The sequence below is a fragment of the Caballeronia sp. GAFFF2 genome (assembly GCF_023631485.1).
GTDB lineage: Bacteria > Pseudomonadota > Gammaproteobacteria > Burkholderiales > Burkholderiaceae > Caballeronia.
The window spans coordinates 1-13,514 of sequence record NZ_JALQDA010000019.1; the positions used below are offsets into that span (position 1 = coordinate 1).

Annotated in this window: 10 protein-coding genes and 1 pseudogene; 2 read left to right on the top strand and 9 right to left on the bottom strand. The window is 57.9% G+C overall.

Annotated features, from left to right (window positions below; translation table 11 throughout):
• The 6 genes and pseudogenes from NCT04_RS12120 to edd form a co-directional block, all read right to left on the bottom strand.
• Positions 1-865, bottom strand: an 865-nt coding sequence (locus NCT04_RS12120) for a DUF2827 family protein (protein ID WP_250465629.1), incomplete at its 3' end; no start/stop codon positions are given.
• Between the two features lie 46 nt (positions 866-911).
• Positions 912-2,063, bottom strand: a complete 1,152-nt coding sequence (locus NCT04_RS12125) for a DUF2827 domain-containing protein (protein WP_244826220.1) — start codon at positions 2,061-2,063, stop codon at positions 912-914.
• Complete coding sequence (locus NCT04_RS12130) at positions 2,060-3,217, bottom strand: DUF2827 domain-containing protein (protein WP_284509349.1); 1,158 nt, start codon at positions 3,215-3,217, stop codon at positions 2,060-2,062. Before NCT04_RS12130 ends, NCT04_RS12125 begins: the two co-directional genes overlap by 4 nt.
• Positions 3,218-3,661: 444 nt before the next feature.
• Positions 3,662-3,769, bottom strand: a pseudogene (locus NCT04_RS12135) (hypothetical protein); the annotation flags it as partial.
• A 1,088-nt stretch (positions 3,770-4,857) separates the two neighbouring features.
• Positions 4,858-5,484 carry a bifunctional 4-hydroxy-2-oxoglutarate aldolase/2-dehydro-3-deoxy-phosphogluconate aldolase gene (gene eda, locus NCT04_RS12140; protein ID WP_250465630.1) on the bottom strand — a complete coding sequence of 209 codons (627 nt, stop codon included), beginning with the start codon at positions 5,482-5,484 and terminating at the stop codon, positions 4,858-4,860.
• Between the two features lie 85 nt (positions 5,485-5,569).
• Positions 5,570-7,459: a phosphogluconate dehydratase gene (gene edd, locus NCT04_RS12145; protein WP_250465632.1), complete on the bottom strand. Its 1,890-nt coding sequence runs from the start codon at positions 7,457-7,459 to the stop codon at positions 5,570-5,572.
• Positions 7,460-7,759: 300 nt separating this feature from the next.
• On the opposite strand from edd, the gene NCT04_RS12150 reads away from it, so the two are divergent.
• Entirely contained in the window at positions 7,760-8,599 is an 840-nt protein-coding gene (locus NCT04_RS12150; RefSeq protein WP_244826223.1) for a MurR/RpiR family transcriptional regulator, read from the top strand.
• A gap of 337 nt (positions 8,600-8,936) precedes the next feature.
• Entirely contained in the window at positions 8,937-10,565 is a 1,629-nt protein-coding gene (locus NCT04_RS12155) for a hypothetical protein (RefSeq protein ID WP_502800663.1), read from the top strand.
• A 13-nt stretch (positions 10,566-10,578) separates the two neighbouring features.
• On the opposite strand, the gene NCT04_RS12160 is transcribed toward NCT04_RS12155, so the two are convergent.
• The 3 genes from NCT04_RS12160 to holA form a co-directional block, all read right to left on the bottom strand.
• The gene (locus tag NCT04_RS12160) at positions 10,579-10,995 is read right to left on the bottom strand and encodes a CopD family protein (RefSeq protein WP_244826225.1); all 417 of its coding nucleotides are present in this window, start codon (positions 10,993-10,995) and stop codon (positions 10,579-10,581) included.
• A gap of 9 nt (positions 10,996-11,004) precedes the next feature.
• The gene (locus tag NCT04_RS12165; RefSeq protein WP_250465734.1) at positions 11,005-12,276 is read right to left on the bottom strand and encodes a glutamate-5-semialdehyde dehydrogenase; all 1,272 of its coding nucleotides are present in this window, start codon (positions 12,274-12,276) and stop codon (positions 11,005-11,007) included.
• A 128-nt stretch (positions 12,277-12,404) separates the two neighbouring features.
• Positions 12,405-13,505 (bottom strand): DNA polymerase III subunit delta, encoded by a 1,101-nt coding sequence (holA, locus tag NCT04_RS12170; protein WP_250465635.1) that lies wholly within the window; start codon positions 13,503-13,505, stop codon positions 12,405-12,407.
• Positions 13,506-13,514 lie beyond the last annotated feature (9 nt).

The following is a 13,514-nucleotide window of genomic DNA, read 5'->3' on the forward strand; positions in this document are numbered from 1 at the left end:
CCGCGCGAGTTCCGACGTAAAGCCGATTCATCAACCTTGGTGTGAGATGGTGTCCGGAACTACGGGGGCAAATCCAGCGCCCAAGAAAGACAGCCTTATGTTGGCGAACAACATCCAGTTGATTCATCAAAGAAACGAACTCTTTGCAACCAATTGCCAAATGTTGTGAATTGGTCACTTGAACAAGTTCGATCGCCTCGGGCCGGTCGCGAAAAGCGAGTTCAGCAATCAGAGTTGGATAAAGGCAAAACTTCACAACGTTTATATTCGGCTCCATTATGCTGAGGCGTCGCGGTCCCTTTTTCGCCTGATATTCGCCGTTGTTAGGCATTTCCGCCGTTCGAGCGTTGAGAAAAATTGGGCTCCATATAAACGGCACGACCTGAGCGCTTTGTCTTCGCAAAACTTCGAAATACGCCTGACTGATATTGGCAACCTGCGGAATCATCCAGATATCGTCGTAGCGCTGATTGACGAACAGATTTTCACCAAAGCTCGGCTTGCCAAATATGACGGACTCCATTGCGTGCACATACTCGAAGCCGCAACAATAAGAAATCAGCCGTGCACCGCGCCGCTTGAGGTAGTCTGTCGCGGCCGGATCGATCTGGCCGCCGAGTTCTATCAATACGTCGACGTTGTCTTTCGCATCGTTGAAGGTGACAGTAGGCCAGCGTTTTAAATCCCAAGGCAATCTGTCCGTGATCGCCACATGCGTCGTATTGACCAGCACGACGCTTTCAACGTTCGGACAATTTTTCAGCGCTTCCGCGAGGAACACGGCATTCTGCTTTATACCGTTATTCCACAGCGTCTCGGCCTCATGATGCAGTCCGATCGTGATTCCAATACGCAACTTCTTCATCGCTCACTACTCCGCATCACAGTCACAGGCTTGCTGCCCGTAGTTGTCAGGTTCTTGCATAAACTGCTTCGATAGCTTGGGTATAAAGCCGTACGTTTTCTTCGTTTTCTGGATCCAGCGTCTTCAGAAACGTTTTCGCGCTAGCCTGGTAGCTGGCGAGGTTTTCGTCATGTACGGCGAACGCGCGACGCAATGCCCTGCCGCCTTCTTCGCAGTCGAAATCTTGATAGCGATAGCCGCAATCACCGATCAAATGCGAGTTATGAATTAGCGGATACCCACCGTACAAGGCTTCGTAATAGACATAGTTCTGTGGGTTCTCCCACTGGTGGCTGACAACTGCATCAACCGACACTGGTACGATCTGCGCGAACGGATAACGCCCCTCAAAGAAGCCGAGCCCATGTTTGACAATGTTCAGGCTCTGCGCAAACCCTGCAAATCCCGGATGATCTTTGAGTTTGAACGTGTTGTATGCGTACATACGTTCAATCATGTCCGGATTCTCCCGATGCGCCATTTCACAGCAGAGCATGGGGATATAACTCGTTTTCACCATGCAGACATTCGGCTCAAAGATTCCGATACGCCAGCGGCCACGGCCACGCTGATATCCAAACGTCTGGCCCTCTGGCAATTTCGCAACCTCGCGGTCGAGAACCACAGGACTCCAAAGGTGCGGCATCAGCTTCACGGGCGCACGGAAGAGCGTCTCGAAGTATGGCGCACAACTGCGCTCGTATTCCGGGAGCGTCCAAACCTCGTCATACGGCGCACCCGAGATAAGCAGCGCGTGTTGCAGGTTAAAGACCATTCGCTCGATGTCAATGACGTAGTCATTACCCACGCGCATCGTAATGATCTTTCCGCCGCCGTCTCGAAACTTGATCGACCATTCCTTATTGAGCTGCGCGCTCATCTCGATCATTACGTCGAGCTTCGTCATGGCTGTTTCCATGTCGATGAGCGGTGCCGGCGAATCGACCAAGAAACGCTTGGCGTCCTCCGGGCCACCATCGCCGCCGCCCGTCACCAAATAAGTGGCTTTTACGCGCGGAGAACGCTTAAGCAGCATGACGAGATACAGGCAGTTCTGGAAAATGCCGTTTTCCCAGAGCGATTGCTCGCCTTTTCGGATAAAAATGGAAACGCCGACATTCAACCGCTCCGGCATGCGGGGTTTTGTTTGCTTGTTCATACGCCGAGCTTCACAGTGCTGTGGTTGCAGAGGTGCAGCAACCGATTGGCAAAACTATCGAGATTTGCTTGTTGAAACGGATCGACCGAGTCGATTACACGCTGTGCTCGTGCGCGATAGTCAGCTAGCGATGCGTCGTGTTCGCGCGCAGCCAGCAGGAGTTGCCGCCCACCCTCTTGCGCGTTGAAGTCCGGGTAGTAGTAGCCCGCGTCGAGCCAAGGCGAGTTGTGCACCAACGGATAGCCGCCATACAAGACGTCAAGATAAAGATAATTCTGGTTGTTTCCCCATTGATGAGAGACGACGGCATCTGCGTACTGCGCCATGAAGCCTGCAATGTCATTTCGACCGTGAAATGTTGCCTTGCTGTCTTTCACGATGTTGAGCGAATTCGCCATTTGCACGAGCGTCGGATGATCCTTCATGTGCAGCGAGTTGAGCACATGCATGTGCGACACGCTCGAAGGTACGGCTCGATAAGCTTCTTCGCATACCAACATCGGAATGCTCGACGTCTTCACAACTGAAATGTTCGGCTCGAACATTGCGACACGAAAGCCCTGCGCATGTGGTGGATCTTCCAATGAAGTTCCGCTCCGACGCTGATATCCGAAATGGAGTCCGTGTTCGCTTACTTCGGCAATGCGTTGTTCGAGAAACTGCGGATGCCAGATGAATGGCACGAGATGAACGTCGCAACGGTGGAGCGTACGCATCATGGGGATTGACAACCGATCTTTCGGCATCAACCAGATTTCGTCATAGCGGTCCGGCCGCATGACGTGAACCGGTTTATCAAAAACAGGCGCCTCGATCAGACCAACGTAGGGCTGCCCGCAGCAGTAATAAACCACCTTCTTGCCGCGTGCGCGCATTAGATCAAGCCACTGGGTATCCAGCGCACCACCCATCTCGAAAATCACATCGACATGATTGGTTGCGTCCGCTGCGCGCATGATGCGCACCTTTCTAGACGACAGATCGACTTGCGGCGGCATCGCGTTTTGATCGCCAACATCAATCAACGAAACGCTTTCTACGAACGGTAACCGTTGGAGAGCTTCCGCCAAGAAGATGACATTTTGCCCAAGCCCGTTCTGCCAGATGTTCTGTCCTTGATGCGTTACGACAGAAATTCCGATTCGGATTGTCATTAGTTGTTATCCCAGAAATGACGAAGCGCATTTTCAGAAATTGCAACGCTGCGCTGTTGGCTTTGCGTTTGAGAGACTGCCGTGCCCAAAGACGCACGCGTTGCCATTTGCCAAACGCTGATGGGAAGCAGGAGAGACCGTAATCAAGCGTTTTCGCCGGGGGGCAAAAAGCGGATTCCTTGGTCAAATATATAGAAGAACACCCGAAATTCCCAGTGAACCTGACGGTTTATGAGAGTCGTCCTATGACGGTGCCAGGGTTCTAGTCTGCCAACGCTGAAAGGCAGTCCGGCAGGCTAAAACGTCCGACCGCTTTCGGTGGAAGAGCCAAGAAGTTTCGGGGCATTTTGCTCAAAAGAGCGTGCGGAAGATCGGCGCAAGAAAGCGTCGCCACAGTTCGTAACGATGTCTCACTTTGTATCACTGAGGCTCGTCTTGACGGCACGATCCTATGCCACGCCGCACTGCCTCGATGTCCGCGCCCACCATGTCGGCAAGATTCGCCGACTCGCTCATGAACAAGATACGCGTCGCAAGCATTGCATTAGCAGCGTTTTGGTTGCGACGAATGAAAATGCACGAATGCGCGCACCGACGCCAGCACAGTGCAATACGGTGGCCTCTGTTACTCTGCTATAGCGTCGAGGTGCGGTTCGAACCAATACATCGAGCCATGTGTACTTGTTCCACTTAGGAAGAAGCGAAGGCGCACTAAGTGTCGAATCGGGCCTATTTCGCTTCGCGTCGCACGTCGCTTGTTGCTTGCTGATCGTTGCTCGCTCGCAAGCGTCAGCAAATGTCGAGTCTTGCAGAAGCAGTTACTTCAGGTTCAGCATCCTGCGGTCAAGTTCGTTTCTCTGTCACCTGCTTTCAGCCATCACCAGTGCGGATATCAATGATTCTCTTTGTCTCAGCTCGCTCTTTTTATACTACTGAAATCGTTCGTGTCCGTGGATCACGAATTCAATTATCCGACGGCGTATAGCGGAGAAAATTCGCAGAATCTGTTTATTCAAAATCCACACCTGTCTCAGCCTGTTTTAATAAATTGGCGAACAGTATTGGTTCGAACCAAATCGCTCAACAAACAAAACCATCAGGCCGTTTCGCACGTTGAGTAGATTTCAATTTTTAAGATGCTCAATCTAACTTAGAAGCATCGATTGAAATGTTAATTCACACATCGTCTGCATCTTGCCGTGATGCAGCCAGTGGTGCGGAGTCACTCAACGATGGCTTGCTCGAGCCGTTGGTTCTGACGGATAAGACTAAAAACGTCGACGACCAAGTGCTGAACTCTTACTCAACACGACACAACGCTTAACTCGCCAGTGTCAGCCGAAATTTGTTGAGAACCCTTAAGCATTTTGAAGGATGAGCTCTTGGGTCCTACGTCACCGCCATCAAGGGTGTCTGCAGAACGGGCGTGAGGCACAAAAAGCAGAAGTCGATATTTCAAGCGTCACGTCGAAGATGCGGGCCAACAAGAACCGGCTAGATCGGAAGAGGGCTCGATAAGCGAGTTCCACCACGAAACGCGAGCTCGGCTCAGGGCACGTCACCTTCGTACAAAAGACGCGCCTCCAAGGACAAGCTCATGCGCGAGAGAAATCACACCTCTTTAGCCCAGCAACTCACCCCTACGCCGCCAACTCTGTAGCCGCCCGCGCCAGCCTCGTAACCTCCTCCCAATTCTGCGCAGCCAGCGCAGCCTTCGGCGTCAACCAAGACCCGCCCACGCAAACCACATTCGGCTGCGCCAAGAAGCTCGTCGCCGTCTCGGCAGTAATCCCGCCCGTCGGACAGAACTTCAAGTTGGGAAACGGCCCATGGAAAGCCTGCAGCATCGGAATTCCACCCGCCTGCTGCGCCGGGAAAAACTTCACGATTTCATATCCAAGTTCCATCGCCGTAATGATGTCGCTCGGTGTCATCACGCCAGGCAGCAATGGCAAGCCCGCATCTTGCGCAGCCTTATGCATGTCTCGCGTCAAGCCGGGTGACACACCGAATTGCGCACCCGCCTTCTTTGCCTGTGCACAATGCTCGGGTTTCGTGATCGTGCCGACGCCCACGACGATATCGTCCGCAAGCTGACTCGCCCGTTCGATTGCCGCGATACCCGCGGCCGTGCGCAACGTAATCTCCAACACCTTCACGCCGCCAGCGTGCAGCGCGCGCGAGACGTGCTCGCCCTGCTCGACCGAATCGAAGGCAAGAACAGGAATGACAGGACCCAGACGGACGATTTCGCTTACCGTTTTCATGTGATACGACTCCTGGTGTTTGATGCGGCGCCGTTGTCTAACGGCCAAGCCGCGAGGTTTGTTTCAGGCAGCAACGGCCTATGACTCAATGTGTCGCATGCGCCTTCACGACATCGGGCGAGCGGTGCGACGGAGCAGACGCGGCGTCAAGCAGCGCGCCAAACACCGACGCGCCCTCTTCCGCCGGCAACGCCGCGTGACGGAACACGCCGAACAGCTCACGCCCGAAGCCCGCCTCGTTTTGCGCCTGATGCAGCGGCGCCTCCACTTCGCGCGCCGCCCATTCATCGGCATCGATATCGACGTCTAGCACACCCGACGGCGCATCGATCACGATCATATCGCCCGTGCGCACCTTGCCGATCGGACCATGCAACAACGCTTCAGGCGATATGTGGATTACCGCGGGCACCTTGCCCGATGCGCCCGACATGCGCCCATCGGTCACGAGCGCCACATGGAAGCCCTGATCCTGCAACACGCCGAGCAACGGCGTCAATCGATGCAACTCCGGCATGCCATTCGCGCGCGCGCCCTGAAAGCGCACGACCGCCACGAAATCGCGCTTGAGCTCGCCCCTGTCGAACGCCTCCTGCACTTCTTCCTGCGAATTGAACACGATAGCCGGCGCCTTCACCACGCGATGTTCAGGCGCAACCGCCGAGATCTTGATCACGCCCCGCCCGAGTTTGCCTTGCATGAGCCGCAAACCGCCATCCGGCTGAAACGGCTCGCCAATGCTACGCAGCACCTTGCTGTCATGACTTTCTTTAGCGCCGTCGACCCATTGGAGCTTGCCGTCGATGAGCTTCGGCTCCTTCGTGTAATGCGACAGCCCATGACCGACGACCGTCTGCACGTCCTCATGCAGCAAGCCGCCTTCGAGCAGATTGCGCACGAGGAACGCAACGCCGCCCGCCGCGTGAAAATGGTTCACGTCGGCCTTGCCGTTCGGATAGATCTTCGCGAGTAACGGCACGACCTGCGACAGTTGATCGAAGTCGTTCCAGTCGATGATGATTCCCGCCGCGCGCGCTATCGCCACCAGATGCAGCGTGTGATTCGTGGAGCCGCCCGTCGCCAACAACGCGACGATGCCGTTGATAATCGCTTTCTCATCGACGACGTGGCCAATCGGCGTGTAGTGGCCGCGTTCGAGCGTGATATCCAGTACGCGACGCGCGGCCTCGGCGGTAAGTGCATCGCGCAACGGCGTATGCGGATGCACGAACGCAGCGCTCGGCAGATGCAGGCCCATCACTTCCATCAGCATCTGATTGCTGTTCGCCGTGCCGTAAAACGTGCATGTGCCGTGACCGTGATAAGCCGCCGCTTCCGCTTCGAGCAATGCGTCGCGGTTGCATTTGCCCGTCGCGAACTCCTGACGAACCTTCGCTTTGTCGTCGTTGGTGAGGCCGCTCGTCATCGGACCGGCGGGCACGAAGATGGTCGGCAGATGTCCGAACTGCAGCGCGCCGATGGCGAGACCCGGCACGATCTTGTCGCATACGCCGAGGCACAAGGCGGCATCGAACATGTTGTGCGTGAGCGCCACGGCCGTGCTCATGGCGATGACTTCGCGCGAGAACAGCGACAACTCCATGCCAGCGTTGCCCTGCGTGATGCCGTCGCACATGGCCGGCACGCCGCCCGCGAATTGCGCAATACCGCCGTGCTGCTGAGCCGCCTGCTTGATGATGTCGGGGAAGCTCTTGTACGGCGCATGCGCCGACAGCATTTCGTTATAAGAAGACACAATGCCGATGTTCGGCTCGCGCACCGCCTTGATCGCGAACTTTTCCTGCCCTTCGAGACCCGCGAAGCCGTGCGCGAGATTGGCGCACGACAACGCGCCGCGCGCCGGAAACTTGCCGCGCGCGGCGTCGATGCGCGCCAGATAAGCCGAACGGGTGGACTTGCTGCGTTCGATCACGCGGTCGGTGACCTTCTTGAGTTGCGAATGCGGGGAAACCATCGGAGCTCCTTTGTCTCACTCCCGGCGTGCTTGCCGTCGAGGTATTGGGTTGGACGTCGCGAGGACTGGCAGCTATCTGATTATTTTGCGTCGTGCCGTGAAACGAAATGTTAGTAGAAAAACTACAAGCAGACAACTTGCGATCCGCCTTTATTTGTTAAGCGTTCGCGTATCTGGCGCTTTTACTGGCAGCGAACTCAGGGAAATCCCCTAAATCTACACATCAGATCGTGTAGTAAATGTACAAAGCAGCGATCAGCTATAGTCGCAGGCAATTTTCCAGCATAGGCGAGATTCCCGATGTTGCTGTCCCAAGTCGAGGCGATGCGAGAACAATTGCGCCCTTCGGAGCGCAAGCTGGCCGACTACGTGCTCGAAGCGCCGCGCGAGGTACTCGACTTGTCGATGACCGATTTTGCGGCGCGGGCCGGCGTCAGTCAGCCGACGATCGCGCGCTTCTGTCAGGCGTTGGGCTTTTCCGGCTTTCGCGAGTTCAAGATTCGTCTTGCTCAAAGCGTGGCAGGGGACGTTCCCACGGTTTATCGCGATGTCCGCAGCGACGAGCCGCCTGCGGGCGTTGCCGCGAAGGTTCTGGACCGCACCATCGGCGCGCTGATCCAGGTGCGCAACAGCTTGTCGTCGGACAGCGTCGCCGCCGCGATTGGCGTGCTGGCCAACGCGCGTCGCATCGAGTTCTATGGCGCGGGCGGATCGGGCATCGCGGCGCTGGATATGCAGCACAAGTTCTTCCGCCTCGGCGTGCCGTCGGTTGCGTATTCGGACCCGCATACCTATACGACTTCGGCGGCGCTGCTCGGACCCGGCGATGTCGTCGTCGCCATTTCCAATACTGGCCGCACAAAAGACATTCTCGACGCGTGCAAATCGGCAATGGATCGCGGCGCGAGCGTGATCGCTATCACGCATGGCAATTCGCCGCTCGCGCGCATGGCGAATATCGGGCTTTTCGCGAATGTCGACGAAGACACGGATATTTTCTCGCCGATGACTTCCCGCGTATCGCACTTGGCCATCGGCGATATTCTCGCGGTCGGCATGGCGTTGGCACGTGGCCCTGAGTTGGCTGCGCGTCTTGCCGAGGCCAAGGATGTGCTGGAACGAAGACGCGTCGACCTTTGATCGACGCAGCACATCGGCCGCGAATGTGACAGTTGGTTCAATCGGCTTACTTTGCCAGTATGATCATTTAGTATGAGCTTCAGCGATTAAGTGATCAGTAGAGCAAATGGAAACCAGCGGCGTATTTTCACTTGAACGTTTCGAGTCCTGTATCAATGGCGAAGACTTCGATGAAGCTCTCACCCTGTTCGGCAAGTTCTCGGAACGGTTGGCAAGATTTCCGTATATGAATCTGGCCGACCTCATGTCCCACGGCGACGCCCGAGCGTTCGCCAATAGATCCGAGTCGGACGAGCATTTCGCCAGCCGCGTTTGTCATGCTTTAGGAAGCATGCTCGTGAATCCGCGATTCACCTGGACCGACGTTCGTTTGCAATCGTTGCAAGCGCAGCGTTCGCTCATCTGGAGCATCGCGGCCGCCACGTCGCCCGGTCATACCGACCATTTCGTGCGTGAGTTGCTTGCTCGCCGCCAAGGCAATGCCGACGCATCCACTCTTTCTGCCGACACCGCTCGACGTCTGAGCATTCTGTATAGCCCGGAATCACGCATCGACCTCGATATCGCGCAACTTTGGAACGCCGACCGCGCTTCGGCGTTGAGTCTTGCCATCGGTATCGGAGGAGAACAATTCGGCGGCAGCGCGGTTGCGTGTGCACGACGCATCCGCTTGCTCGAATGGCTGACCGCCTCCATCGACAAACTGAATGAGTCGCCGCCGCTCGATCTGACGAGTCTCTGGGCGCTGTATATGCATTGCACTTACACCGAGGGAAACCGCCATGCCGTGAGACAAGGCATCAACGGTCTCGTGCGCCTGGGTCTTGCGAATTTCGGGCTGACCGATCTCGATACGACCAAGCCACCACCCGAGCGCGAACGGAACGCACGTCCGCTCATGCTGGTCGTCGCGGAAAGTTTCAACAGCGGGCATTCGATCGTGCGAACGCATTCCGCAACGCTCGCTGCGGCAAGACGTTGCTTCGAAACCGTCGCGTTCTGCGCACCTCGCTCTATCGACGATGCGGGTCGTCGGGTATTCGATCGAACTATCGATCTCCCGGAAGGCGCCAACGTGCTCGACCAAGTCCGCCTCATTCGCGACTTCGCGCAAACGGAGCACCCAAGCGTGCTGTACATGCCGAGCGTGGGCATGTCGGTTCTGACCATATTCTTGTCGAACATCCGCGTCGCGCCGCTGCAAATTGCGGCGCTCGGGCACCCGGCGACGACGCATTCGGACCGCATCGACTACGTCAGTGTCGAAGATGATTATGTCGGCGACCCGGCTTGCTTCAGCGAAAAACTCATGCGGCTGCCGAAGGACGGACAGCCTTATATCGCATCGAGTTTATTGAGCGCGGTTCCGGCCCGCACGCCGGTTGGCAAGAACCACACTGACATTGCCATCGCCGCGACGCCGATGAAGCTCAATCCGTCCTTCTTCACTGCCTGCAGGGCAATCGTGCAGCGGGCAGAGCCGCAAGTGCATCTGCATTTCATTGCGAGCGGCAGCAACGTGTTCACCTTGATGCACCTGAATCGCGTGCTGAGCGAGTATCTTCCTTCCGGCTCATTCACGATTCACGGATTCTTGCCCTACGACGAATACGCCGAACAGCTCGCCAACATGGACATGTTTCTGAGCCCCTTTCCCTTCGGCAACACAAACGGAATCGTAGATGCCTTCACCGTCGGCTTGCCCGGTATCTGCAAAACGGGACCGGAAGTGTTCGAGCATATCGATGGCGCGATGTTCGCACGCGCGTCGATGCCGGAATGGATGGTCGCAACGACTGTGGACGACTACGTTGAGGCTGCTGTCCGGTTGGCGAATAACCGGGATGAGAGAGAAGCGCTACGCGCGTGGATGCTTGAAACGAAAGTCGTGCAACGCTTCTTCGAGGGACGGCCGGAAGTATTCGGCGAAATGGCGCTAGCGCTACTTGAACAGCGCGACGCGTGAAAATGGCAAGCAGCTAAAAAGGCTTGACCACGACAAGCAACGTCGCGCCTAAAAGACCCAGCACCGGCAATTCATTGAACATCCGATACCACTTATCCGACCGCTTATTCTCGCCACGTTGAAACGTGTGCAGCAAGCGCCCGCAATAAGCGTGATAAACGATGATCAGCGCAACGACGGTGAGCTTCGCATGCAGCCAGCCCTGCCCCGCGCCAATGCCTACCACGAGCCACAACCAAAGCCCGCACGCCAGGGCGGGCACCGCGATGAACGTCATGAAGCGAAACAGCTTGCGCGCCATGAGCAGCAAGCGAGCGGTTGCAGCCGCGTCCTTTTCCATCGCGAGATTCACGAAAATGCGCGGCAGATAGAAAAGCCCGGCGAACCACGACGCGACCAGCACGATATGCAGTGATTTGATCCAGAGCATCGCGTGACCTTACTGACGCACTTCGCCGCGCCCGAGCACGACGTATTTTAGTGAGGTCAGCCCTTCCAGCCCGACAGGTCCGCGCGCGTGCAGCTTGTCGTTCGAGATGCCGATTTCCGCGCCGAGCCCGAATTCGAAGCCATCGGCGAAACGGGTCGATGCGTTGACCATCACGCTCGCCGAATCGACCTCGCGCAAAAAGCGCATGGCGCGGTCGTGGTCTTCGGTGACGATGGCATCCGTATGATGCGAGCCGTAGATGTTGATGTGCTCGATCGCTTCATCGAGGTCCTCGACGACCTTGATCGCCAGAACCGGCGCGAGATATTCCGTGGTCCAGTCGACCTCGGTGGCATCGACGAGCGAACCCACATTCGCCGCTTCGAGCACGGCGCGCGCAAGTCCGTCCACACGCAGTTCGACATCCTTTGCCTGAAACGCGCGCGCGAGCGCCGGCAGTGCCTCATGCGCGATGCCCCGCGCAACGAGCAGCGTTTCCATCGTGTTGCAGGTGCCGTAGCGGTGCGTCTTCGCGTTGTCGCAGATCACCGCGGCCTTGGCGAGATCCGCGCGGTCGTCGACATAAACGTGGCAGATGCCGTCGAGATGCTTGATCATGGGCACGCGCGCTTCTTCCATGAGCCGCGCGATCAGGCTCTTGCCGCCGCGCGGCACGATCACGTCGACGAACTCCGTCATGGTGATGAGCTTGCCGACCGCCGCGCGATCCGCCGTCTCGACGACCTGCACCGCATCTTGCGGCAAGCCGGCCGTTTCGAGGCCCTTGGCGATGAGCTTTGCAAGCGCCGTGTTGCATTCCAGCGCCTCGGAACCGCCGCGCAAAATGGTGGCGTTGCCCGACTTGAGGCACAGAGCGGCCGCGTCGATCGTCACGTTCGGCCGCGATTCATAAATGATGCCGATCACGCCAAGCGGCACGCGCATCTGCCCGACCTGAATGCCGCTCGGCCGATACTTGAGCCCGCTGATTTCACCGATGGGATCGGCCAGCGCCGCGACCTGTTGCAAGCCTTCGACCATCGTGTCGAGCGCCTTGTCCGACAGCGTCAGACGGTCGATGAACGCTGCGTCGTGACCCTTCTCGCGCGCGCGGGCGAGATCGCGGGCATTCGCCGCTTTGAGTGCTTCGCGTTCCTCGGCAATAGCGAGCGCCACCGCATGCAGCGCCGCGTTCCTGGCCGCCGTCGATGCCCGCGCCATGGCACGCGACGCCTTGCGCGCGCGCCGACCAAGGTCGGCCATGTAGTGATCGATGTTCATCATGTGTCTCTTTGCGGGCCGCAGGCGTCCGCAATGTCTGGATATCGCGCTCCGCCCAAAACAACGGCGAGCGCTGAAAAAATCATTCTAAGCGGTTAAGCGTATTGCAACAGCGCCCGCTCAAGCGTCTAGCGACGAACTCGCGCCGGTGGCGCAACGGCGACGGCATGCGCGGCCTTGCTGGACTGCGCGACAGCCATGGCTAGCTCGAACATGCCGGCCCAGGGATCGGGCGGCGGTTCGCTGCCGCGCTTGCCCGTGCTCCCGGACAGCCCCTTCACCTGCCGATCTAGCCGCGCCGCCAGCGAAAGCGCCTTCTCCAGCGCTTCCTCGGTCACGCGCGAGAGCGCCGGACCGATCAACCGTTCGCGCGGACCCCAGACGCGGTTCTCGCGCATGAGCGTGGCGAGCGGTTTGCCCGATGCCACGCCGCGCTTGATACGCAGCAGCGTACGCACCTCTTCGACCAGCGCCCACAGCACGAGCACGGCGGCTTCGCCTTCGCCCTTCAGACCGTCGAGCATGCGCGCGAGCCGGCCGATATCGCCGGTCAACATGGCCTCGTTGAGCTTGAAGACGTCGTAGCGCGCGACGTTCAGCACGGCATCGTGAATCTGCTCGAAACTCAATACGCCTTGCGGATACAACAGCCCGAGCTTCTGGATTTCCTGATGCGCCGCGAGCAGATTGCCCTCCACGCGTTCGGCGATGAACAGAAGCGCTCGCCGCCCTTCTTCGCCTGGCGCCACACGCTGGCCTTGCAACGAAAGCCGCTGACCGACCCACATGGGCAATTGCGCGCGTTCCACTGGATCGATTTTCAGCGCGACGCCCGCGCCGATCAGCGCCGTGAACCACGCGGACTTCTGCGTCGCGCCATCGAGACGCGGCAAGGTGACGAGCGCGAGGATGTCGGGGTTATTGGCGGCGGCGAGCGTCTTCAAGGCTTCCGCGCCTTCCTTGCCCGGCTTGCCCGTGGGGATGCGCAATTCGATCAATTGCCGGTCGCCGAAGAGCGACATCGACTGCGTCGCGCCGATCAACCCGCTCCAGTCGAAACCGCGCTCGACGGTAAACACCGTACGGTCCGTGAAACCCGCCGCGCGCGCCGCGGCTCGGATGCGGTCGCACGCTTCCTGCGCGAGCAGGTGCTCGTCGCCATAAACGACGTACAGACCCTTCGGACCTTTCGCGAGGTGCGCTTCGAGCGCGTCGAGCTTCAACTGCATGATGGTCGA